The sequence below is a fragment of the Marinomonas sp. UCMA 3892 genome (genome assembly GCF_012726345.1).
GTDB lineage: Bacteria > Pseudomonadota > Gammaproteobacteria > Pseudomonadales > Marinomonadaceae > Marinomonas.
Genome location: NZ_PTXN01000014.1, coordinates 1 through 24,513, shown reverse-complemented (window position 1 = coordinate 24,513; position 24,513 = coordinate 1). Strand labels below are relative to the sequence as shown.

Below are 24,513 nucleotides of genomic sequence, written 5' to 3'. Positions count from 1 at the left end.
AATACTTAAAAGGAATATTAGGAGAAACGCTCGGATAGCAGACTTTGTTCTAATTTTTTATGTCAATTGGATATGGCTAAAGAATTATAAAAAAAGGGTTTTTTATGAGCCATCGTTCTATACCTATTCAGTATTGTTTTTCTTCTGACTTTGAAGATTATAAAGAATGTATTGTTAACTACAAAAATATATCCATATTGTACTATCAGTTTCGTGCGTCTTCTGATCATACTGTAGTGGTCGCAGATGGTTGTGCGGATATTCAGTTTTGTTGCGATAAAGATAATGCCTCGTCTACTATCTGGGGTTCTGTACTGACTCCTCAGCAGATCAGATTTAATTCAGGGAAAACTTACTTTGGTATTCGGTTATCGACTTCTGTAAGCAGGAGGTTGTCTTTTTTTCGTTACTCTGAACTTATCAATAAAGGTGTTTCATTATCTGGTTTAAATTATTTTGGGAAAGAGTTGACTGAAAAGATAACACTGGCAAAAAGCTTCAAAGAGCGTATCTTGCTGACTCAAAATTGGTTGACAGTTTTTGGTTTTTTTGAACCCAAAAAAATGGATTTTATTGATTATAGTATTAATAAAATACAGGAAAGTAGAGGAGATTTAAAAATATCTGAACTGGCTGAATATATTGGCTCTAGTGAGCGTCTTATTAGAGATAAATTTACTCATGCTGTTGGGATGTCTCCTAAACAATATAGCAGAATTGTTCGATTTCAAAGTTTAATTGAGCTCATTGTTTTTAATGATCATCAGCATTTACCTTCATTGAATGATCTAATGTTGTCTTCTTATTATGATGAGTCTCATTTTACAAAAGAAGTGAAGTTTTTTTCTGATATGACACCAAAGAAGTTCATTAAAGAAACTTCAAATGTAGTTATTAAAAGAAACACTATTGTCAGTTCACTTTATTAATTAAAAGTTCGGTCGCCTAACTAAGTTAGACGACCGATTGTTTGCTTATGATAGTATGCACTGGATATTTGTGTTTGCTAACAAGCCTTCTTCGCCAAATTCAACGCCAAGACCTGATGACTTAGTACCACCAAAAGGTGAGTTAGGCTGAACTGCACCGTGTTTATTAATCCAAACACTACCACATTCCATTCTGGCGGCGACGTTTGCTGCTTTAGCTGTGTCTGTTGACCAGACTGATCCACCTAAACCTGCTTCATTGTCATTCGCCATGGCTATTGCTTCTTCAATTGTATCGAAAGGAATGATTGGTAAAGCTGGGCCAAATTGCTCGTTTTGCACCAATGGGTTTTGGTTGTCTTCGATGGCAACCAAGGTGATTGGGAAGAAAAGGCCTTTCGGATTATCTAGTGGACCACCAAGTAGCACTTTGCCACCTTGCTCAACAGACTGTGTAACAAGACGGTTAACGATATCAAATTGCATCTTGTTCTGAATTGGTCCAAGTTCTGTGCCTTCTTCAAAACCATCGCCCACTTTAATGCTTTTTGCAAAGTTGGTTAATGACTCGCAAACTTGGTCATAAATGGATCTATGAACGTATAGGCGTTTCATGGCGGCACATGTTTGACCATTGTTAATGAATGCTCCCCAGAACAAACCAGGAGCAATGGCTTCTGGGTCGCAATCTGGTAATACAATACCAGCATCATTGCCACCTAGTTCAAGTGTTAAGTGTTTCAGGGTGTTAGCAGCGGAGGACATGACTTTTTTGCCCGTTGCAGTGGATCCAGTGAATACAATTTTATTAATTTCTGGGTGATTGGACAGTGCTGCACCCAATTCATCACCGCCGGTGACACTGTTGATAACACCTTTAGGTAACACAGTGTTCATCAACTCGATCATGCGAAGAGTCGAGAGTGGTGTATAAGGTGATGGTTTACAGATCACTGTATTACCCGTCAGTAACGCAGGAATAATGTGCCATATTGCAATGAGGACTGGCCAGTTCCATGGGGTTATTGAAGCAACGACACCCAATGGACGACGATGCATTTCCACACGACCGTTTTCGTCGTCTTGTAGAACCTTAACCGGCATTTCTAGGGTTGCTGTGTAGCGCGCCCAAGCAATTGCCCCACCTATCTCAAACATAGAGCCAAGCGATGCGCCGATCGGCTTGCCTTGCTCTTTGGTAATAATAGTGGCGATCTCTTCACTATTTTGCTCCAAGATATCGGCAATTTTATTAATGTAGTTTTGGCGTTCAGAGTATGCCAGAGAGGACCATTGGGGGAAGGCATCGCGGGCACTTTGAATAATGGTGTTTAATTCTTCTAACGTCGCTTTTGGGGCTTCTGCAATAAGCTCTGATGTAGATGGGTTATATACCTTGAATGTTTCAAGGGTCGCCATTGCTTGGCCATTGTTGATTAAATGATAATTCTTCATTTTAAACTCCATTACGTAATTTTTATATTGGTTTTTAAATTATGTGTATATCGAAAATGACTTTATTAAAATTATTGAACGTCTTTAAATATTGCAAAAATCATACATTTATAAATGTTTCTTCATGTGAATTAAGTGTCAATGGAAATGTATTTTTTCTAAGTAAGTGCTGTTTTTTAGATGATTGATATAACCGTTTGGTGTTGTGCTGATAAGAGATTTAAATTCGCGAGAAAAATGAGATTGATCATTGAAGCCTAGGTTGTAGGCTATATCCGATGGTTTTATTTTGGTGTTTAGGTTGATGTTATAAATAGCAAATTGGCAACGCACAATACGACAAAAAGCTTTAGGTGTAATCCCTGTGTCATTGATAAATTGTCGTTGAATAGTTCTGCTAGTGTAGCCAGTGATCGACTCAAGATTTTGTATTTGAATATTTCCTTTTAAGTGGAAAATGTGTGCTATTACCTGCTGCGTAAGAGACGAATGATTTCTTATTCCAAACTTAATTAAAAAATCTGAAAAAATGCTTACCTGATTGGTAAAGGAATTCTGACTGACAATTTTTTCGAATAAATCACTTATTTTATGTGTAGTATCATTAAAATTGGGTCTTTGGTTTACTAGCTCTGAAGCAGAAATGTCAAGAAAACTAGGGATGGAACCTGGAGACATTCTGACGCCGAAGTAGCGATGCTGATTAATAAAATCGACACTTTGTGCTTCTAGTGTTGTGCCGCAGACAATAGCTGTTGGCTTTGAACTATCGCAATCAAATAAAATATCAATGCAACCATCAGGAATGGCATTGATTACGTCGATAGATGTTTTAGCTTCAAAGCTGTAAAAATGAGAAATAAATGGAATACTTGAGATTTTGACCGAGTATTCTCCAGCTGAGCAAAATACAAACCAAGGTTGTTTAGATCGAATATTCGCAATACTAAAATCTTTATGAATGCTGTTCATAGCAGCTCCTTATTATTTTCTTTTCATTGAAATACATGGAGCTGGTTTTGTATTGTAAGAATCGGCGGATTTACATTATTTTTTTGAAAAGGTAACTTTGGACCGATTCCATACTGTCTTTAATACCTGCTATTTCTCTTGTTACTACTTGATCTACCTCGATAATTTTATCCAGCGATAAGGTTTTTTGATCGGTTAAAGTTTTCATGGTTTTTTTGATGATTTCAATTTTTTCATGGATTTCAAGAAAGCTTTTATTTGACCTAAAATCAAATTCATTATCATTGCCCTTGTAATACCAATTTGCGAAGTCGGTATTTGATAAATGATCATCATTGATGTTTTTATCGTTTTCTAACACTTTTATAAGACAGTTTGACTTCCATTGATTGAGTTCAAGAATGGATGACGACGTATGAGCAAATGCCATCGATAGATAGCCCGATGTCATGAGATTTTTTGTGTTAATGGCGGTATTTGAAAAGGAGGTTTTTAGATCTATAAAGCTTGTATGTGTTTCTTCTACGGATAGGCGTAGTTTTTCTATTTTTTGACTTACTTGAGATGTTCGTTCATCAATGCGAACAACCAAAGTGGAAATGTTTTCGCTGGATTTTTGAGCTTTATTGGCAAGTGATCGAACTTCATCGGCGACAACGGCAAATCCTCGACCATGCTCTCCGGCTCTTGCCGCTTCAATAGCTGCATTTAAAGCGAGCAAGTTAGTTTGTCCTGAAATGCTTTGGATGGTCTCTATGAAGCCCTTTATTTCCCCAGTTATGTCTTTGAGTACGTTAATTTCAGTTTGACTGTGCTGAGCCTGAAGGGCTGTATCGGTCATTTTTTCCGTTAGATTTTGAATCTGTAGGGTATTTTTTTCGATGCTTTCATTTGTTCCTTCAGAAGCGCTCATTGGCTCAAACAATTCATCTGATATCTTGTTTATTTCAGTTAGCGCAGACTCAATTACCGATTTTTGATTACTTATAAGTGTAATCGTATTGTCAGAAGGAATGCTTTCATGAGCAATATGCTCGCTTTTTTGTATGCGTAATGAATTGATTTCTTCCTCTAGAAATCTGTTTTGTTTTTGTGACTCTTCTAGCGCTTTTTCTAATTCTGCGATGTACTTTTTATTATTAAACAACATAATTAACCTGCTAAACGGGGAAATCTCTTTCTATATTTCAGGGACAAAAATGCCCCTGAAATACCAAAATGAAAGGTTTAATCCATATCTGGCGTAAACAAACCACGTTTCATGTACAGTTTTACCCATAAGGCGGCAATGACGCCTACCACTAACAGCATGCTACCTGTAATAGAAAAGACAGTATTTGTCATTTCTGGGGAAGGTGAGTTGTTTAGAGCAACATAAATCATGGCGATAATGCCGATGATCTGTGGCAATGGGTAGAAAGGTGTTTTGTATGGGCGTTTAAAATCTGGATAACGATGTCGAAGTACCATGACGTTAATATGCGCCACGATGTAAGCCAGTAACCAGCTTGTTGTTGCCGCAATCACTAAGGTGATTAGGTAATCAATGCTGAATACCAAGTATGGGATCGCCATGAATACAGCCAGCATGATGATGCCAACCCAAGGTGTGTTGTATCGGTTAAGAGATTTCAGTTGTGGAAATACCTGCTTTTGCATCGCCATACCGTGAAGCATTCTTGGAATAGCAGCAAGCAAAGTGTTTACTGAACTACAGGCGGCAGTTAAACCAATGATAGTCGCGATCAATAATCCACTTTTTCCAAATACGGCTTGAGCATAGTCTAGGTATGGAATTGGTGAAGAGGTCAGTGCCGCAGCGTCCATGTATAGACTTGCGCCATAGATGAACAGTAAGAATACTGCCAAAATTAACAATAGTGACCAGTGCATAGCGCGGGGAATATTTTTTTCTGGGTTTTTAACTTCATTGACCATTGGGCAAATGAATTCAACGCCCACCATTAGCCACATTGCCAGAGCGATTAGTCCAATAAAGCTACCATTCATGACGCCGCCCATTCCCCAGTCTACTGTTCCGCCAGTAAGTTCAGGGTGCGGTTCACTTGCGCCAGTTACGGCAGCAAGACCAAGAATAATAAGCGCACTGATTAGGGCGAAAGCTAGTAGGTTTTGTACACGGGAGAATACATCTGCACCTACCAAGTTAGTAATGGTCAGTATCACTAGGATGAGTATAGGCGCGGATTTTTCTATGTATCCACTCGGGAATAATTGTCCTAGCATGGCATCAACGAGGAATAACTCCACAGGCACAGCTAGTGTGGCCACGATGACATATCCGGAAAACACCGCGACGATAGCAGGGAAGTGACCTATGGCTTTTTGGGTATAGGTCGCAAGGGTACCTTCTTGAGGAAACATTAAGGACAATTCCGCAAAGCTCATAGCGTTAAACTGTGCAATCAAAAATGCTGCAAACAATGCGGCGACAAAAGTTGTTCCACCAATACCAATGCCCTGTAAACCAGAGATCATACCGCCTTGAGCTATTACTAGCCCAATGCAGATGCCCATCATACTTATTAAGCCGAGTTTTTTGGTACCGGATAGATAAGCTTCATTTGATTTATTATTTTCGCTCATTTTGAAGTTCCTTCGATAGTGTATTTTTATTATTAAAGACGATCGAACCGGTATGGTCGTGGATCGATAAGGGGGCTTGAATTCAAAACAATATCCGCGGCTAACTGTCCTGCTGCTGGGCCTGTACCAAAACCATGGCCTGAAAAGCCGGTGGCTATAGTCAGTCCAGGAAGGTCGGCGACACGATCAATCACAGGATTTGAGTCAGGAGTAATGTCAATGACACCCGCCCATGCTTCTTCCTGTTCTGCTTGATTGAAAACTGGCCATGCATTCCGTAGGTTGGTCATCGCTTCGTTGTTTAAACTCGGGTTGTGTTTAGGGTTTAACGTTCTGATATCTTCGAAAGGCGTTTTACTTTCAGCGTGCCATTTTCGTTTCATGGCAAGGTCTTTAAAGAAATGGCTTCCGAATGAAATGCGTAAAAAGCTTCGTTGAGCACGTAGCTGTGATAAATAGCGCCAACCGATGGTGAGATGATCAAGGGTAATTGGTGCATCTAAGGCGCCACGTTGGGTCACAATGAAGCCGCCATCTTTATGTTTTCTGAATGAAAAGTCAGGGCCGCCAACCGCAATATCCGTTGGTCCTTCCATTGGCTTGGTACGCATTACAGAACAAATTAAAGGAAGAGTAGGTAGTGTTATACCGTGGTTTCCTAAAAAGCGTCTTGACCAAGCGCCGCTCGCAAGCAGTACTTGTTCGCAACGAATTTCACCTTTTTCAGTGACAACTCCGCTGACTTTGCCTCCCGAAGTAGAGAGCATTCGAACCGCGCAATCTTGGACAATAATAGCGCCTTTAGCGATGGCGGCTTTGGCAATGGTAGAAGCAGCAATTGATGGCTCTGCACGACCATCAGACGGTGTGTAAATACCACCTTTCCAGTTGCCTTTTCCGCCAGGTACCTTATCGTCAATTTCTTTCGGCGTTAGCATTCTAGAGTCAAGATCTAGGGATTTGACGGATTTAAGCCAATTTTCATGCATACTCATTTGTTCATCAGAGCTGGCTAGAAAGAGTATGCCTTCTTGTTTATAGCCTAAGTCATGGCCAACTCGATTGGGCATGTCTTGCCATAATTTATCCGCCGCCATTGCCATAGGGACATCTTCAAAATGACGGCTGGTTTTGCGTATCCAACCCAAATTTCTAGAAGATTGCTCGCCTGCAATATGTCCTTTCTCTATTAGAACGACTGGGACATTTCGTTCAGCTAAGGTCAATGCTGCTGTGACGCCAACAATCCCACCACCGATGATGACAACGGTTGTTGAGGCAGGAAGATCGTTTGGCGTATCGAATTTTTCGAGAGTAATTGTCATATCGCAATTCCCGTAATCAAGCTATTGAGAGATGGTTATCTGCTCAACATCCATTGTTGATGCATTGCGATAAGCTGTTACTTCGATTTCTACTTTATAAACATTTGAACCTAAAGGTGGACAAGTAACGGTTGTAGCAGGATCAATCCCTTTAAATTTGGAACCTATATAGGTCATTACAGCATGGGTGTCTTCTGGGTTTTGAATGAAAACTCGAGACATCACCACATCGCCTAGGCAAGAATCAACAGAGGCTAAAGCCGCTTCTATGTTTTTAAATACTTGTGCTGTCTGTTCAATGATGTCTTCAGGAATTTCTTTTGTTTCAGGGCTGCGACCTGCGGTGTTGGAAACATAGATCCAATTATCAACCGCAACAACACGGGAGTAACTGCCAATTTCTTCGAATTTAGAGCCGGTTTTTACTTTTTTTAAACTTGTCATTTTTGTCTCTCAACTATGTTTGAACTAAGTGCCACCTAGTATTAGGCGACACTTTAGAATTAGTATAATTCTGGTGTTTCCCAAAGATTTAGCTTCACACCAATGTTGTTTGCTAAGGCGTTACGATAAATTTGTGTACCCCAAGCCACGTCTTCAACAGGAAGGCCACCTACAGAAAGAATGATTATTTCTTCTTCGTTTGTACGGCCAGGTGCATCACCTGCGGTAATTTTGCCAAGGTCTTCAAGCTCGTCTTCGGACATTTCGCCTGCTGCGATCATGTCCATGAAGCGCACACCGATTACAGGGATATATTTATGTGCTGGTTTAGGAACTTCCTCAAACCAAGCTTCGTACAAGCCTGGGTTATCAACGACTTTTCTGACGTCCGTTTTTTCCATTGCTTCATCTAGTCGGCAGTAAGCAGGCATTGAAAGGTACGCGCCAGGTTTAACCCATTCACGTTTAACTTCAGGGTAGGCGGAAACATCACCAGTCTCACCGGAGTTACAGTAGGTAACGATATCTGCACCCCGAACCACATCTTCAAGAGTATCGACAACATGGATATTAGAGATTTGTGGGTAGGTGTCTTTTAACCAAGTGATGAAGTTATCAAGGCTTTTTTGGCTACGACCTTTAATTTTGATCGTGTCTAGTTTTGGACATACCGCCATAAAAGCCGCGACGGATGTTTTGCCCATTACACCTGGGCCAAGCAAACCGATGACTTTAGAATCTTTACGAGCCAAATGGCGAGCACCAACGCCTGGTACAGCGCCAGTACGGTAAGCAGACAATAAGTTTGCTGACATATGTGCCAATGGTGCGCCTGTATCCGCATCGTTCAAGGTAAACATTAAGATAGAGCGAGGTAAGCCTTTTTCACGGTTGGCAATATTCGATCCATACCATTTCACACCACAAGTTTGAAAATTGCCGCCTAGATAAGCAGGCATTGCCATTAAACGACGATCAGGTGAGTGTTTTGGCATGGTTTCGAATTCAGGCTCTTCAGGGAATGTAATCATTGCACCGTGAGAGTCGCTATTTGGACCTGCCATGCGATAATCACCTTTGTAGAGAAGTTGAAACATCTCTTCCATGGTATCAACACAGCCCGCCATATTGGTTACGCCAGCTTTGATCATGTCTTGTTCAGAAAGGTAAATAAAATCGATTTTTGTAGAGTTAGTCATAAAAATGCCCCAAGAAGGTAGTTGTTATTTTTGCCTCCTCCTGATTTAGCTATTTCAAAAATAAGTACAACTTACTTGATGAAAACCGTTGTCAGGATTGGTCTTAACATTCATGCTAGTCCTGATGGTTTATCGAGTATTGGATTTTTGCGACATGGCAAATAAGTTTTTGTTATATCTTTTTTGTATTTTTTAGCGTCTTTTTGATGGTCTTAGCGGGCAGTAAAAACAGAAAAGGCGACTAATTAGTCGCCTTTTAAAGAACTAAATTGCCAACTTACTAAGTTGGTTGGTTAGGTGGTTTAGGCTTGATGATCACCTCGTTTCACCTGCATGCGACGCAAGAACTCTGACATGATGTGCATGTAAAGTTCATCGCCTAGGTATTTGTCTTCCACGCCGCGGTCGATACTTGGGTTGTCGTTTACTTCGATAACGTAACCACGACCATTGATTTCTTTTACGTCTACGCCGTATAGGCCTTCACCAATCGGTTTGGTGGCCGCGATGGCGGCTTGTAGCACGCGTCGTGGCACTTCGAAAGTTGGTAAGGTATCAAATCCTCCACTTTGGCTTTTGCTACCTGTATGTTGGTAAATCTGCCAGTGGTTTTTCACCATGTAGTAGCGACAAGCAAAGATGGGTTTGTTGTTCAGTACACCGATACGCCAATCGAATTCTGTGTATAGGTATTCTTGTACCAATAGCAAAGACGATTTTTTAAATAAGGTGTTCAAACTTTCGGTCAGAGCTTCACGGTTTTCAGCCTTTATCACGCCTTTAGAAAACGCGCCGTCTGGAATTTTTACCACCATTGGGTAGCTGATCACCGCTTCTAAAGCGTCTTCCACGTTACTTTCACCCTTGTGTACGATACGTGTTTTAGGACACGGCACTTTGTGAGTGTTAAACAAGTCCGCTAAGTACACTTTGTTGGTACAACGCATGATAGATTGTGGGTCGTCCATAACGACCAAGCCTAACCCTTCTGCCTTTTTGGCAAAGCGGTAGGTATGGTGGTCAATGTTGGTTGTTTCGCGAATAAACAAGCCATCGTATTCCGGCAGACGCATAATGTCTTTTGGACCAATCGTATCAACGTGTATACCAAGTTGCTTACCTGCTTGGATAAACTTTTTAATCGCTTGGTCATCACTTGGCGGCATAGCTTCTTCTGGGTTAAGCAAAATTGCCATGTCGAATTTTGCAGCACGTTGAATGCGGCCTTTGCTCCATACTTTGTTGCTAAAAGCTTCTAAGGATTCGGCGAATAGGGTTTCTTCTGCGTCGTTCAGTTTACTTTGTGATGTAGAGAAGAGGGCGGTGACTTGCCATTCTTTGCGGAATTTCAAAGTCACTTCCAATACAGGGCTAGGAAAGCTTTCGAATAATTTTCGTGCAAATTCCTTCATTTCTGGATGAATCGTTTTACCGAATACACAGTGGAATTTCATTTCCATCGGTGCTTCTGGTTTAGCGAGTTTTTTTGCAAGCAATGGTAACCACTGAGATATCTCTAACTCATATAGATCTTTCTTGCTTAGGTCGTTAAGTACGCGCACGGAAGGCATAACGTGATGACCACGGCTTTCAGCCAAAAGCGAGCAGTAATAACCGTCGGACAGATATTTGCTGCTTTTACATAGGTTGATGATTCGTGTGCGCCCTTGGCTTTTTGTCGCGGCCAAGTTTAAGTATTGAGTAAAAGTGATCACTCGATCACTAGGTAAAAACGCTGACCAATCTTTGGCCTGATCAACAACTATGTAAGTCTGTGACATTGGGTATGCTTTTCCTTTTGCTTAAATGAAAAATCATTTTGAGTGTTTAAAAGTTGTATCAAAAATGGGGGGTAAAAAACACCCTCAATTTGTGCGGATGGTGCGCTTTATTTATTGTTTTAACAATAGTCTAAAATGAAAAAATAAAATGTTTTTTTGATGAAAAAATAGACTATCTTTTGCTATCTTTTAGACAGGTTTCGCTCTAGAATGCGCGAAAATTTTCATCGTAAAATCGTGGCTTTTTTACTCCCTTTTATAGTGATTAATAAAGATTACGGTTCGACGATCCTAGCGACCTTTTGCCCTTTAGAGGCGATGTAATGATCACAAGCTCGGTCACCAGTTCTCCCCCAAATATTGATGTTCGTTTAGCGAGTATAGACGATTTAAAAGCATTGCTCGTTTTGGAGGGCAAAGCCTTTACTGGCGATCGGTTAAGTCGTCGTAGTTTTCGTCATGCGATTACCAGTTCTGGTTCAGCGCTATTTGTCGCAATGCAGGAGGGAGGGCTACTTGGCTATGCCTTGCTGCACCTTCGCCAAGGTACTCATTTAGCACGGTTATATTCGCTTGCAGTATCGCCTGAAGCACGTGGCCTTGGTATTGGAAAATTATTGATCCAAGCCTGTGAGAAAAAGGCGTTGAAAAAAGGCAAGATGCTGCTGCGTTTGGAAGTCAGTGATGTGAACCATAATGCCATAGCCTTGTATCAAAAAATGGGTTACAAGGAATTTGGTCATTATGATGCCTATTACGAAGACCAAACCGATGCGATTCGTATGCAAAAACGTTTACGTCATGCGGGTGATGAACAAACCACTCGCGCGATTCCTTGGTTAGCACAAGGCACGCCATTTACGTGCGGCCCTGCGTCGTTGCAAATGGTGTTGTCTTCTATGCATCCTGATTATCAAGCGACGCCTAACGATGAGTTAGAAATTTGGCGTGAAGCGACGACGATTTTTATGACCTCTGGTCATGGCGGTTGTCACCCTATGGGGTTGGCTTTGGCGGCGAAGAAGCGTGGCTTGTCAGCGGATGTTTGGTTGAGCGAAGAAGGTCCGTTATTTGTCGACAGCGTGCGTAATGAACTGAAGAAAAACGTGATCACTCGGGTTCATGAAAGCTTTGCTCAACAATGCGAAGACGTTGGTGTGCCTTTACATTATAGTGCGATGCCATTGGCGCAATTGATCGAAGCGTTTGATGATGGCGCTTTAGCGATTATCTTGATCAGCACTTTTCGTATGGACGGGAAAAAGTCACCTCATTGGGTGGTGATGTCTGGCTACGACGAGCATTGCATTCTTGTGCATGATCCAGACTTAGACGACGATAAAAAATTACCTGACGATCCGCCAAGTCCATTGGATTGCCAATACGTGCCTATTGCCCGTGATGAGTTTGAAAAAATGTCGCGCTTTGGACAGAGCCGTCTTCAAGCCACGGTGGTATTGAAAGTCTAATCGATTGTTGTAATCGGTTCTCATTATTGGTTTTTGTATACCCTCACGTTACACTCCTGCACACTATCTGCTTAGCTTAGATTTCGAAACAAACAATTGACTTGCAATACATAGCATTGCAAGTCAATCAAGTACGGACAATATTATGCAAAACATCATCACCCCTCGGTTAATTTTAAGAAAATTTTTAGTTACGGATGCCGAGGATATATATGAGTATCTTGCTGAACCGCGAGTAAGTTGTTTTTGGGATGGCAAGATCGATAATTTAGAGCAAGCTAAGAAGGAGGCAGAGAAGCGTAGTCAAGATGATACTTATCTTGCTGTGTGCATAAAAGAAACGGGTACAGTGATTGGGGATCTGTTTCTGCATAAAGACGACATGCACAAAAAAGAAGAGTTGGGTGCAGAAGCAAATACAGTAAGTCCGCATAAAGAAGCAGACACGTATTCTGTCGGATGGAACTTCAATGCCAAGTATGAAGGTAAAGGTTATGCCTATGAAAGTGCGATGGCATTGCTCGATTATCTATTTATGCAGCAAGACGTTAGACGCATTTATGCTTACGTGGAAGATGATAATGATCGCTCCCAAGCCTTATGTAAGAAGCTGGGGATGCGTCAAGAAGGGTGTTTTATAGAGTTTGTAACTTTCGTTAATCATCCTGATGGTACGCCTAAATACGAGAATACTTTTCAATACGCCATCTTGAAAAAAGAGTGGTTGCAACGAGATAACTAGATTAAAAGCATATCTGTCTATTGGCTATATCTGCACAAAAATCCAAGCGCTCGTTTTTAAAGGCTGTCATGATAATAACCATAGATATGAATGAATTGATTTAAGGAGTACTAAATGAAGGTTGCGTTTACTAGTGACAATATTGCCGGTGCGTCAGATTCCGTTTTTAAAGCCATGATGGAAGCTGCACAAGGCGATGCTATGCCATACGGGAATGATGATGGCACGGCGCAAGTCACGCGTATGTTGTCGGAACTTTTCGAGTGTGATGTGGATGTCTTTTTGGTCTCTACTGGCACTGCAGCGAATGTATTAAGTATCAGTGCGCTAACGCCGCCTTGGGGCAGTGTGTTGTGTCATGCTGAAAGCCATTTGTTGAATGATGAATGTACTGCACCAGAGTTTTATACCAGTGGTGCGCGTTTTGTTGGTATTGGTGGCGCTGATGCCAAGATGGATCCTGTTCAGCTACAAAAATTGGTCAATCAAAAAATCGGTGATGTGCATTCTTGTCAGCCATCTGTTGTTAGCCTTTCTCAAGTCACCGAAGTCGGTAGTGTGTATTCGTTAGATGAAATACACGCCATTACGAGTGTGGCGAAATCGGTTAACTTGCCTGTTCATATGGATGGTGCGCGTTTTGCCAATGCTTTGCTTGCTTTAGGTTGTACGCCAGCGGAAATGACGTGGAAAGCGGGCGTGGATATAGTGTCATTTGGCGCGACGAAAAATGGCGTTATGGCATCTGAAGCCATTGTGGTATTTAAACAGTCTCTTGAAGAGAAAGGGATTTCAAGTGATAGAGTGTCTAAAGAGCTGGGTTATCGTCGTAAACGCGGTGGGCATTTGCATTCAAAAATGCGTTTGTTGTCTTCACAGATGATTGCTTACTTAACGGATGATTTGTGGCGTACCAATGCGACTCATGCCAACGCTATGATGGCGCTGTTACAAGATGGTTTGAAAACCGTTCCGGGTGTAAAAATTAATACGCCAGCTCAAGCGAACATGCTGTTCTGTACCTTGCCCTTGCCAATGATCGACCATCTGCAAGCTGAAGGCTTTGGTTTTTATGGTGGTCGTTGGGAAGAAGGTGTGATCAGGCTGGTAACATCTTTTAGAACACCAAAAGAAGGTGTCGAGGCTTTTATAAAAAGTGCGAGACAGTTTGCAACTAAATAACCTATTTGTAGGTCTATAGTTGGGTACAGTGTGTTTGGGATAGTTGTACTAAGCGATTGTTGGTGACATTTGATACTCAACAGTGCCTACTGTAATGGCGATAAGTTTGTCGTTCCTCTTGTGTTCTTGTACGTGGTGATTCATAACATCATCAAAAGAATATAAGTTGGGTGTGTTTTGAAAATTAAGGATTCATTGTTATGGAAGAGTTATTAAGCTATATATTGAGCGTTCAGACTCTGGTACTTGTACTGGTGGTTGTACTACTAAAAACTTCGATCAAGTTTGTGCCGCAAAATCAGGCATACGTTATTGAGCGTTTTGGTAAGTACCAATCTACAAAAGAGGCAGGGTTGAATTTCATCTTTCCTTTTATCGATCGTATTTCTGCTGATCGCACGTTAAAAGAACAGGCGGTAGATGTGCCTGAGCAAAGTGCTATTACCAAGGATAATATTTCTTTGCGTGTTGATGGCGTATTGTATTTCCGTGTATTAGACCCTTATAAAGCAACGTATGGCGTAGAGAATTATGTCTTTGCAGTGACTCAGTTAGCGCAAACTACGATGCGTTCTGAGTTAGGTAAAATGGAATTGGATAAAACATTTGAAGAGCGCGATGTGCTCAACACCAATATTGTGGCGTCGATCAATGATGCAGCAGGTCCTTGGGGTATTCAGGTGTTGCGTTATGAAATAAAAGACATTGTTCCACCACAATCTGTGATGGAAGCAATGGAAGCCCAAATGAAAGCGGAACGTGTTAAGCGTGCTCAGATTTTGGAATCGGAAGGGGATCGTCAAGCTGCGATTAACCGTGCCGAAGGTCAAAAAGCGTCTGTGGTTTTGGCGGCAGAAGCAGATAAAGAAGAGCAAGTATTGCGCGCAGAAGGTGAGGCGAAAGCTATCGTTGCCGTCGCATCCGCTCAAGCCGAAGCCCTTCGCCAAGTAGGTGAAGCGGCCGCGACCGAAGAAGGTCAAAAAGCCATTCAGCTTGATCTTGCAAGCAAAGCCATTGAAGCGAAACGCGCGATTGCCAAAGAATCGTCTGTTGTCTTGTTACCAGATGGCGCAACGGAAGCTTCTGCTGTAGTCGCTCAAGCAATGACGATTATCCAGAAAATGACGAAAGGGAGCTAGCTATGGATATCATTGCCAATAATCTTGCCCAAAGCTTGTTTATTGTTGGTTTGATTCTATTGGTCATCGAAGTCGCTGTTTTGGGCTTTTCTACCTTTGTGCTGTTCTTTGTTGGTTTAGCTGCTATGACGACCGGTGCTTTGGTTTATGTTGGTGTATTGCCGAATAGTTTGCTGAGTGCTTCTTTTAGTACTGGTGTGATGACCGTATTGGCCGCGTTAGTATTGTGGAAGCCATTGAAGCGCATGCAATCTAAGGTGAGCACCAAAAAAGCCAAAAGCGAATTTACCGATCATCAGTTCTATTTGAAAGAAGCTGTATCGCCAACCCAGTCTCCTAAGTACCACTATTCCGGTATTGAATGGTCTTTGGTAAGTGAAGAACCCATTGAAGCTGGAACGAAAGTAGAAGTGACTGAGGCCGAAGTAGGCAAATTGCATATCAAAGCGATTAGCTCTAAGTAAACGCCTTTAGTTCTTAATTAAAGAAACGCCAAGTATGCCGGTTGTGAACCGAACATGCTTGGTGTTTTTTTATGGCTTTGGATGGGAGGCAAAAGCTAGCATTCAGTGATAGAATTGCTTGTAACGTGGATAGGAGTGATGCATATGTCTGACGCATTAAAAACCGTACTGGATAATATGGAGCAATTAACGCCTAGTGAAAAAGCTTTGGCAGCTCATTGTCTTTTGTCTTCTCTTGAAGGTGAGCCGAGTAATGATGTTGAGTCGGTTTGGTTGGCATTAGCAGAGGATCGCAGCAATGCTTTGTTGTCTGGCGATGTAAAGGCAGTAAGTTGGGAGGAAATTAAGGCTCAAGTTGTAAAATAATATGTTGAATTTAACCTTTCATCCTGATCTCAGTCAGGAAATTAAATCCTCCTATGATTGGTATCAACTTCAAGCCAAAGGGCTTGGTGATGATTTTATTAAAGAGCTTGAACCTGCATTCAAAACAATTCTGGCGCTTCCTCGAACTTGGCCCAAGTTCGGTGCAAATCATCATAGATTTTTATTATCTCGTTTTCCTTTCTCTGTCATTTATCAAGTGCATTCAGATAACCTTTATGTGATTGCCATCATGCATAACAGTAAAAATCCGGGCTATTGGTTGAAAAGAGGTTAATTGGTGCTTTTTGCACTGGTGATTTTTTGTGGCAACCAGAATGAAATAACACTGGTAAGTATAAGAAACCCACAAGACACCCAAAGGCAGGCGATTAAGCCAAAGTCTTGGTAAATCCATCCTGATAAAATTGTGCCGATGAGTCGTCCCATGGCGTTGGCCATGTAGTAAAAGCCCACATCTAATGACACGCCATCTTCACTGGCATAGTGAACGATTAAATAGCTATGTAAGGATGAATTGATAGCAAACATCACGCCGAATATTATGAGTCCGCTCAATAGAATCCATAATGTGTGATCAAAATTCTGTAAACCAATCGCGATGGCTGCTGGAATAGCGCTAAGCAGCATGGCCCAAAATCTGGCTTGCTTGCCGCTGGGTGTTTGCTGTTTTTTCTTACCCGTTATATGTGGAGCGAGGCTCTGAACTATGCCATAGCCGATGACCCATAAGGCCAGGAAGCTGCCGACACGCCAGTGATCCCAGTCAAATTGGCTCGACAAATACACTGGCACTGCAATGACAAACCATACATCCCGAGCGCCGAACAGAAAGAGGCGAGCCGCAGATAGGATATTGATTTCAGCGCTTTTAGAAAACATCTGCGAGAATTTCGGTTTATTTTTTGCCTTGCCTAAATCCTCCCGAAGTAGATATAAGCTGGCGAGCCAAACGATGCCAAGAGCAATGGCCATGGTTAAAATGGCATTATGAAAACCAATAGCGCTGAGTAAAAAACCACCGAGGAAAAAGCCCACGCCCTTGAGGGCATTTTTTGAGCCGGTTAGTAGAGCGACCCATTTGTACAAGGTACCGCTGGCATTCTTCGGTACAAGTGTTTTGATGGCACTTTTGGCGCTCATCTTGTTGAGGTCTTTGGCGATACCCGACAAGGCTTGTGCAGTCATCACCCAAGGAATGGTTAAAAAGCTGGTGGGTAATAAGAGCATAGACAGGGCAACCACTTGCATTGCGAGGCCAATGTTCATGGTGCGGTTGAGTCCCCATTTCGCCCCAAGCCAGCCACCAAAGAGGTTGGTAATAACGCCAAAGAATTCGTAAAACAAGAAGAGCAAAGCGATGTCTAATGCGCCATATCCCAGCTGGTAGAAGTAGAGTACGACCAGCATGCGCAACGCGCCGTCGGTCAAAGTGAAACTCCAGTAATTGCCGGTGACGATAAGGTACTGGCGAACGCTTTTTGGTAATTTTGACAGCATTGGTTGTTTTCGCTTTGCTCTTTATATTTTTTCAGGTGTGTTGGTTATTTTTGAAATTTAAGGTCTAATCTGCCAACTTTCCGCATTAGTTCGGCGGTGCGGTTAGCGTAGCCCCATTCGTTGTCGTACCAAACATAGAGTTTTACTTGGGTACTGTTTATCACCATGGTGCTGAGTGCGTCGATGATGCAAGAGCGTGGATCGGTACGGTAATCAATTGATACTAATGGGCGGACTTCGTAGCCAAGGATGTTTTTTAATTCGCCTTCGCTGGCGGTTTTGAGTAGTTGATTGATTTCTTCTTCTGACGTCGGACGTTTCATTTCAAACACACAATCGGTCAAAGATGCGTTGGTCAAGGGCACGCGAACAGCGTGGCCGTTTAGTTTGCCTTTTAGTGCTGGAAAAATATGCGTAATAGCGGTTGCAGAGCCTGTGGTGGTTGGAATCAAACTGCTGCCACAAGAACGAGCACGGCGTAAATCTTTGTGCGGCGCATCAATGATGGTTTGTGTGTTGGTGATGCTATGGATTGTCGTCATAGAGCCATGTTTGATGCCAATGGCATCTTGCAAGACTTTAACTATTGGTGCGAGTGAGTTAGTGGTACAAGACGCTGCGGTGACGATAGGGTGCAAGCTTGGATTGTAGTCGCTATCGTTAACACCCATGACGATATTCAGTACGCCATCTTCTTTGACTGGCGCGGTTACCACAACGCGTTTTACGCCTTGGTCTAAATAGGCTTGTAACGCTGCTTTGGTCTTCATCACGCCTGTCGCTTCAATGACTACATCGCATTGTGACCAATCTGTTTCTGCTATCGTACGATTTTGTGAGCAAGTGATGGTTTTGCCATTCACAATGATATTGTTGCCTTCGCTGCTTGCCTCGTTGTGCCAGCGACCATGAACCGAGTCGAAGTTAACCAAGTGAGCGAGTGTGGCTGCATCACCTTTTAGGTCGTTGATTTGCACAAACTCTATATCGTTCCAGTCAAAAGCTGCGCGAAAAGAAAGTCGTCCCATACGACCAAAGCCGTTTATTCCTACTTTAATAGTCATTGTGTTGTCTCAAATGCATGATGAAAATTAGATGTTTAGCAGCAAGTTCCAGTACGTTTTGGCCTGCCACCCATGGTTTCGAGCTGATCTATGTTGTCTTTTAGCCACAAAATTTGGTTGTCTAGTGTGGTTTGTAAGACACTCTTCGCCCAATTGGGCAGTTCTGGGTGCAATTGATAAAACACCCATTGTCCTTGTCTTCTATCACTTAGAACGCCATTTTTTCGTAGCTGGGCAAGGTGGCGAGATATTTTAGGTTGCGTTTCATTTAGTGCTTCGGTGAGTTCGCAAACGCACAGTTCTTGATATTGAGTTATGAGTAATAGGCTTCGCAATCGAGTGTCATCGGCGAGCGCTTTGTAGAAATGATCGGGCTTCATTGTAAAAAACACATCAGTTAATGTTGATAGAAGTGTATGTGGAAAAACATATATATGCAAAACCATATATTAAAATTTCGAACATTTAACAAAAAGTTCATCTATTATTTTGGCTGGAAGTGGAAAAATCGAAGGCAATAAAAAGGGCAAGTTCCGAGGAAGTCGCCCTTGATGGATATTGCTTGATGAGTATAGTTTGATAGAAATTGAATGCTCTAACGCAAAATCAAAAGTGGAATATCGCTCTCAATTATCATCTTGCTGGTGTTGCTGCCAACAAAGAATTGACGAACTTTAGAGTGGGCATACGCGCCCATTGCCATGAGTTCGATTTGGTTCTCTTCACGGTATTGAGTCAGCACTGGATAGATCTTTCCTAGAATGATAGATGCCGTGACGTCAAAACCTTCTTCTTCCAAACGTTGATGAGCTTCTTCTAATTTTGCTCTGCGCTCAGGTGTCGCTTCTCCTGCCATGACGAGATGGCAAGGTAGGCCAAGCAGTAACGGGCTTTGCGCGATACGTGCGATCGCATTATCTGCAGCTTCACGACCATCGTAAGCAATCATAAAGTTTGTTGGCGCTTTAAATTTGCCGACGCTGATTAAGATTGGACGATGCAATGTGCGAGCGACTCGCTCAATGTGAGAGCCAATGGTGTGAGCACTTTGCGTATGACCGCTGCCACAACGACCCAAGACGATAAGCCGAGATTCTTCCTCAAGGTCGAGGAGGTTGTCGACTAAATCGCCATGACGCTGCAGCAATTCGATTTGCTTGGCGCCAGCCTTATGAGCAAATTCTTTGGCGTTTTCGAGCACCAGCTTGCCATGCTCTAAGGCTAATTTAGCGCGTTTAGCATCCAGGGCAACAAGCTCTTCTAGCAGATGTTCTCGGCTGCCTAAGCCAATTGAACCAGAAAGATCGTCATCGGTTCTCACCGCTTCTTTTTCCAAGGAGTGCATCAAGGTTAATGGCGAGCCCATTTGCTTGGCCGCCCACACGGATGCGGTGGTGACACACTCAGATAGAGAAGAACCATCGATACAAGCTATTATGTTAGTCATGTTGCACTCCTTGTTATTATTCGAGGGTGTTTTAGTGACCACCCATTACTTTTTCGACTTCCTCAGGATTGTTGTGAACCCCAAATTTATCGACGACTGTTGCACTGGCTTCGTTCATTCCTACCAGTTCAACCTCGGCACCTTCGCGACGGAATTTAATTACTACTTTATCCAAAGCGGATACGGCTGTGATGTCCCAAAAGTGTGCATCGGTTAAATCAATCGTAACTCTTTCAACCGCTTCTTTAAAATCAAAAGACGCATTAAATTGATCTGACGACGCAAAAAACACTTGTCCGATGACTTTATAAGTACGATGACCTGTTTGTTCGCCTTGCTCGTTTTTCACCACCATAAAGCGGCCGATTTTGTGAGCAAAGAACAAAGATGCCAGCAGCACACCGACAAATACACCGATTGCCAAGTTGTGTGTGGCAACCACAATAGAAACGGTAGCTAACATTACAATATTAGTCGATAACGGGTGTTTTTTCAGGTTGATGATGGATTCCCAAGAAAAAGTACCAATCGACACCATGATCATCACGGCAACCAAAGCGGCCATTGGGATTTGACTAATCAGATCGTCTAAGAAAACCACCATGATCAACAATAAGAAACCAGCAATAAAGGTAGAAAGACGACCACGACCACCAGATTTTACGTTGATAACGGATTGTCCAATCATGGCACAACCAGCCATGCCACCCAACAGGCCTGAAGCAATGTTGGCAACACCTTGGCCTTTACACTCGCGGTTTTTGTCACTACCTGTATCCGTGAATTCATCAACAATGGTTGCTGTCATCATTGATTCCAACAAACCGACCACAGCAAGGCCAAGTGAGTAAGGTAAAATGATCATTAGGGTTTCTAGGTTTAACGGAACGTCTGGCCATAAGAAGATAGGCAGAGTATCGGGTAGTTCGCCCATATCGCCAACGGTACGAATGTCTAAACCGTACACCATCGCAAAAGCAGTCAGTACGACGATACATACTAATGGTGAAGGGAATGCTTTACCGATGATAGGAAGGAGTGGGAATAGATAAATAATACCCAAGCCCGCAGCTGTCATGGCGTACACGTGCCAAGTAACATTGGTTAGCTCAGGTAACTGTGCCATGAAAATCAAAATGGCTAAGGCGTTTACAAAGCCAGTTACGACGGACCGCGAGACAAAGCGCATCAATGCGCCGAGCTTTAAATACCCCGCAATGATTTGGAATACGCCGGTAAGCAAGGTTGCGGCAAGTAAATATTCTAAGCCATGCTCTTTTACCAAGGTCACCATTAACAGCGCCATCGCACCCGTGGCGGCGGAGATCATTCCAGGGCGACCGCCAACAAATGAGATAACCACGGCAATACAGAAAGAGGCATACAAGCCTACTTTAGGATCAACGCCGGCGATTATGGAAAATGCAATCGCTTCTGGGATCAAAGCAAGCGCAACCACGGTGCCAGCGAGAGAGTCGCCTTTAATGTTTGAGAACCAGTCTCGTTTTATCGTATCGATCATGTATTACCTTCTGAATAAATTGGAGCAAATAAGCAGTCGCTAATTCTTATTGGCGGTTTGCTTTATAGGCTTTTTATCTTGTTAGCCGTTTTTTATAAAAATGAGTTCGAAATATTGCGCCATGATTAGGGCTATGCGAAACACTCCCATAAAGGCTCATTGAGTGAGTCCTAGAGACTCTGAAATAGGTATCGTGCAGCGTTTGACTCTTACGTGCTTAAGATCTGTGCCCGAAAGAACAGAAATTATAAAGAGTTGATTTATGCATAGCAATGACAATGGAGCAGAAGGGCTGCGGTATTTAGGGAGGAAGCTAAAAAAGAACCAAAAAAGGATGGAAAATGTTAAAAAAGTGGACTGACTGTACCAAGGTACAATAGCTACCTTGCCTTTTCTGCCCTATCTTGAGAGTAATTATAGAACTATTACGACTTACTTTTAGTCTTCTTTTTAGGGAACGTATCATGAGCGACAGTCAAGCACCATTTGCAACACTAGGCAACGCGATCGGCTTTATCACTAAGTTAACCGGCTCAGTGACGATTCAATCCATTGATGGCCAAGAGCGTGTGGTGAAAATCGGTGACGCGGTTTTCTTTGGCGAGACTGTTGTGACGGGCAGCAATAGTAGTGTGACTATAGCCTTCGTTGATGGTACCGAAGTGGTTATTGGTGGTGACTCTATTGTCGAGATAACTGATGAAATCTACAACACAGGAGATAACGAAGATCTGGTTGCAGACTCATCCACAGACGTAGACGCGCTACAAGATGCCATCTTAGCGGGTGATGACCCTACCTTAGTTCAAGAAGCTCCGGCAGCAGGTGAGGCTATAGGTGAGCAGCAACGTGTCGATGTCGATATTGATCGAAATGATAACACTGCACTTCCTACTTTTGGTAATGACTCATCAAGTGCTTTGCCAACATATGGCTATGATACAAGCGGAAATGGTGGTGGGCCAACTACACAAACTCAAGATACCACACCTTCAACGTCAAATAGAACGATTCCAGTAACAGGTAATGTTCCGGCAATTGCAGGTACTGTCACGGTTAGTTCTATCACTGAAGATGATGTTGTAAATAAAGCTGAAGCGAATGGAACTATAACTGTAACAGGTACAGCTACTGGTGGAGATATTTCTCAAGGTGATCAAGTTGTCTTGGTCATTAATGGCGTAACTTACACAACCACCGTTAGCTCAACTGGTACTTGGTCTGTTGGGGTTGCTGGTTCGGATTTGGCGGCGGATACAGAATTTGATGCAGTTGTAACATCCATTAATAGTTCTGGAAATACAGTTGAGAGCACAGGCTCATCGACTCATGCGGTTGATATAGCAATTAGTACACCAATTATTGATTTGGTCTCAGCAAGTGATACTGGTGATTCTTCAGTCGACAATCTAACAAATGACACCACCGCCACATTCACTCTTTCTAACATTGATAGTGATGTGACCCTTGTTGAAGTATTCAGCGGCACAACAAAATTAGGTAACGCAGTACAAGCAGCAGATGGTAGTTGGAGTTTTACAGCGACTAATGGGCAATTAGCTGAAGGTGCTAACACTCTTACCGTTAAAGTGACTGATAATGCTGGYAATACAGMGACTTCTACTCCACTAGATGTCACTTTAGATACGCAAGCAAGTGCCTCTATTAGCATTGATACAATAGCTGGTGATGATGTACTTAATGCTATTGAGGCGAGTGGTACTGTAACGATTACAGGGAGAGTGGATGGTGATGCTGCTGAGGGCGATACAGTTACACTTACCATTAACAATGTGCAATACACAGGTTTTGTAACTAGTGATCTTACTTATAGTATTGATGTAGCGGGTAGTGATTTGGCTGGTGATGCTAATCATGTAATTAGCGCAAGAGTTACTGGTACCGATGCTGCAGGTAATGAGTTTACTGCTACATCAGAGTCAACTGACGGCACGTATCAAGATAAAAGTACCGTCATTGCTAGTCTTGATGACAATGGATTCACTCCTGAAGGCGAAGATGCAATTTTCACCTTGTCACTCAACCAAGCTTCTCCAACGGATGTTACCGTTAAATTATCGACATCCTTTAATACTGCAAGTGCTGATGATATTGGCACCATGACCGCGAGTTATGTGGATGAAAACGGTCAAACTCAATCATTGGCGATTGGTTCTGATGGTTCTCTTACGGTTCCTGCTGGCGTCACGAAAGTTACTTTAAATGTTCCTACTATTAATGATTCTGTTTATGAAGGTAACGAGAAATTTACTATCAATTTAGAAGGTGTGACTGGAGTTATCGCCTTTGATAGTGCAACGACCACGATTATTGATGGTGATGGTGTACCGACAGTTAGCGGTGTGAGCTCGGCGGTAAATGCCGATGGAAACGCTGTGATTGAAGGTGAAAACGCGGTGTTCACCGTGAGTCTAAGCAACGCGAGCAGCATGGCGCAAACGTACGAATTCAGCTTGACGAACGGCACGGCGGGCAGCAATGACTACGATACAGATCTATCACATGTGACGTTTAGTAATGGAGTTACTTACAATTCCAGCACAGGAAAGATTACTGTGCCAGCAGGCGTTACTGAGTTTGAAGCGACAGTATCAACGACAGATGACGGCATCAATGAAGGTAGTGAAACCTTTACTTTGAATGTAGGCGGTGTGTCTGGTGCTGCAACCATTATAGATAATGACCTTTTAGCTCCAACAGTGACGATTACTGAAGATATCAATAATGATGGTTTAATCAATAAAGCTGAATTATCTGGTGATGTTGATGTGAAGGTGAGCGTACCAGCGGGAGCCTTGGTAGGTGATACCATTACAATAACTGATGGCACTACACCCCAAAGCATTGTTTTAACCGCTGCACAAATA

The 24,513-nt window shown here is 42.5% G+C and carries 22 protein-coding genes; 9 read left to right on the top strand and 13 right to left on the bottom strand.

Annotation, left to right across the window (positions count from 1 at the left end; all coding sequences use genetic code 11):
• The first annotated feature begins 104 nt into the window (after positions 1-104).
• Positions 105-929, top strand: a complete 825-nt coding sequence (locus tag B6N13_RS17730; protein ID WP_169460154.1) for a hypothetical protein — start codon at positions 105-107, stop codon at positions 927-929.
• Positions 930-974: 45 nt separating this feature from the next.
• Here the strand turns inward: B6N13_RS17730 and B6N13_RS17725 are convergent, their stop codons facing one another.
• From B6N13_RS17725 to B6N13_RS17690, 8 genes are all read right to left on the bottom strand, one after another.
• Positions 975-2,384 (bottom strand): aldehyde dehydrogenase family protein, encoded by a 1,410-nt coding sequence (locus tag B6N13_RS17725; protein ID WP_169460153.1) that lies wholly within the window; start codon positions 2,382-2,384, stop codon positions 975-977.
• A gap of 138 nt (positions 2,385-2,522) precedes the next feature.
• Positions 2,523-3,356 (bottom strand): AraC family transcriptional regulator, encoded by an 834-nt coding sequence (locus tag B6N13_RS17720; protein WP_012069538.1) that lies wholly within the window; start codon positions 3,354-3,356, stop codon positions 2,523-2,525.
• 70 nt (positions 3,357-3,426) lie between these two features.
• Positions 3,427-4,506: a methyl-accepting chemotaxis protein gene (locus B6N13_RS17715; RefSeq protein ID WP_012069539.1), complete on the bottom strand. Its 1,080-nt coding sequence runs from the start codon at positions 4,504-4,506 to the stop codon at positions 3,427-3,429.
• A 77-nt stretch (positions 4,507-4,583) separates the two neighbouring features.
• A complete protein-coding gene (locus B6N13_RS17710; protein ID WP_012069540.1) occupies positions 4,584-5,963 on the bottom strand; it encodes an APC family permease in 1,380 nt (459 codons plus the stop codon).
• Between the two features lie 32 nt (positions 5,964-5,995).
• On the bottom strand, positions 5,996-7,288 hold the full coding sequence (locus B6N13_RS17705; RefSeq protein WP_169460152.1) for an FAD-binding oxidoreductase: 1,293 nt from the start codon (positions 7,286-7,288) through the stop codon (positions 5,996-5,998).
• Positions 7,289-7,309: 21 nt separating this feature from the next.
• Complete coding sequence (locus tag B6N13_RS17700) at positions 7,310-7,732, bottom strand: RidA family protein (RefSeq protein WP_012069542.1); 423 nt, start codon at positions 7,730-7,732, stop codon at positions 7,310-7,312.
• A gap of 59 nt (positions 7,733-7,791) precedes the next feature.
• Positions 7,792-8,931 carry a tyramine oxidase subunit B gene (locus tag B6N13_RS17695; RefSeq protein WP_169460151.1) on the bottom strand — a complete coding sequence of 380 codons (1,140 nt, stop codon included), beginning with the start codon at positions 8,929-8,931 and terminating at the stop codon, positions 7,792-7,794.
• A 302-nt stretch (positions 8,932-9,233) separates the two neighbouring features.
• Positions 9,234-10,712 (bottom strand): RimK family protein, encoded by a 1,479-nt coding sequence (locus B6N13_RS17690; RefSeq protein WP_012069544.1) that lies wholly within the window; start codon positions 10,710-10,712, stop codon positions 9,234-9,236.
• Between the two features lie 323 nt (positions 10,713-11,035).
• On the opposite strand from B6N13_RS17690, the gene B6N13_RS17685 reads away from it, so the two are divergent.
• From B6N13_RS17685 to B6N13_RS17655, 7 genes are all read left to right on the top strand, one after another.
• Positions 11,036-12,181: a GNAT family N-acetyltransferase/peptidase C39 family protein gene (locus B6N13_RS17685; protein ID WP_169460150.1), complete on the top strand. Its 1,146-nt coding sequence runs from the start codon at positions 11,036-11,038 to the stop codon at positions 12,179-12,181.
• Between the two features lie 145 nt (positions 12,182-12,326).
• Positions 12,327-12,923, top strand: a complete 597-nt coding sequence (locus tag B6N13_RS17680) for a GNAT family protein (protein WP_169460149.1) — start codon at positions 12,327-12,329, stop codon at positions 12,921-12,923.
• Positions 12,924-13,037: 114 nt separating this feature from the next.
• Positions 13,038-14,105, top strand: a complete 1,068-nt coding sequence (locus tag B6N13_RS17675) for a low specificity L-threonine aldolase (RefSeq protein WP_169460148.1) — start codon at positions 13,038-13,040, stop codon at positions 14,103-14,105.
• Between the two features lie 200 nt (positions 14,106-14,305).
• On the top strand, positions 14,306-15,244 hold the full coding sequence (locus B6N13_RS17670; RefSeq protein ID WP_169460147.1) for a slipin family protein: 939 nt from the start codon (positions 14,306-14,308) through the stop codon (positions 15,242-15,244).
• Between the two features lie 2 nt (positions 15,245-15,246).
• Positions 15,247-15,708, top strand: coding sequence for an NfeD family protein (locus B6N13_RS17665; protein WP_012069549.1), 462 nt, complete (start codon positions 15,247-15,249; stop codon positions 15,706-15,708).
• A 144-nt stretch (positions 15,709-15,852) separates the two neighbouring features.
• Positions 15,853-16,074: an addiction module protein gene (locus tag B6N13_RS17660; protein ID WP_012069550.1), complete on the top strand. Its 222-nt coding sequence runs from the start codon at positions 15,853-15,855 to the stop codon at positions 16,072-16,074.
• 1 nt (position 16,075) lies between these two features.
• The gene (locus B6N13_RS17655; RefSeq protein WP_012069551.1) at positions 16,076-16,369 is read left to right on the top strand and encodes a type II toxin-antitoxin system RelE/ParE family toxin; all 294 of its coding nucleotides are present in this window, start codon (positions 16,076-16,078) and stop codon (positions 16,367-16,369) included.
• Here the strand turns inward: B6N13_RS17655 and arsJ are convergent.
• From arsJ to B6N13_RS17630, 5 genes are all read right to left on the bottom strand, one after another.
• Entirely contained in the window at positions 16,366-17,592 is a 1,227-nt protein-coding gene (gene arsJ / locus B6N13_RS17650) for an organoarsenical effux MFS transporter ArsJ (RefSeq protein ID WP_169460146.1), read from the bottom strand. The genes B6N13_RS17655 and arsJ overlap by 4 nt on opposite strands.
• Before the next feature lie 44 nt (positions 17,593-17,636).
• Complete coding sequence (locus B6N13_RS17645; protein ID WP_169460145.1) at positions 17,637-18,656, bottom strand: ArsJ-associated glyceraldehyde-3-phosphate dehydrogenase; 1,020 nt, start codon at positions 18,654-18,656, stop codon at positions 17,637-17,639.
• Between the two features lie 35 nt (positions 18,657-18,691).
• Positions 18,692-19,036 (bottom strand): metalloregulator ArsR/SmtB family transcription factor, encoded by a 345-nt coding sequence (locus B6N13_RS17640; protein WP_012069554.1) that lies wholly within the window; start codon positions 19,034-19,036, stop codon positions 18,692-18,694.
• A gap of 215 nt (positions 19,037-19,251) precedes the next feature.
• Positions 19,252-20,103: a universal stress protein gene (locus B6N13_RS17635; protein WP_169460144.1), complete on the bottom strand. Its 852-nt coding sequence runs from the start codon at positions 20,101-20,103 to the stop codon at positions 19,252-19,254.
• Positions 20,104-20,134: 31 nt separating this feature from the next.
• Entirely contained in the window at positions 20,135-21,625 is a 1,491-nt protein-coding gene (locus B6N13_RS17630; protein ID WP_169460143.1) for a SulP family inorganic anion transporter, read from the bottom strand.
• 464 nt (positions 21,626-22,089) lie between these two features.
• Between B6N13_RS17630 and B6N13_RS17625 the strand changes: the two genes are divergently transcribed.
• Positions 22,090-24,513, top strand: a 2,424-nt coding sequence (locus B6N13_RS17625) for a retention module-containing protein (RefSeq protein ID WP_169460142.1), incomplete at its 3' end; no start/stop codon positions are given.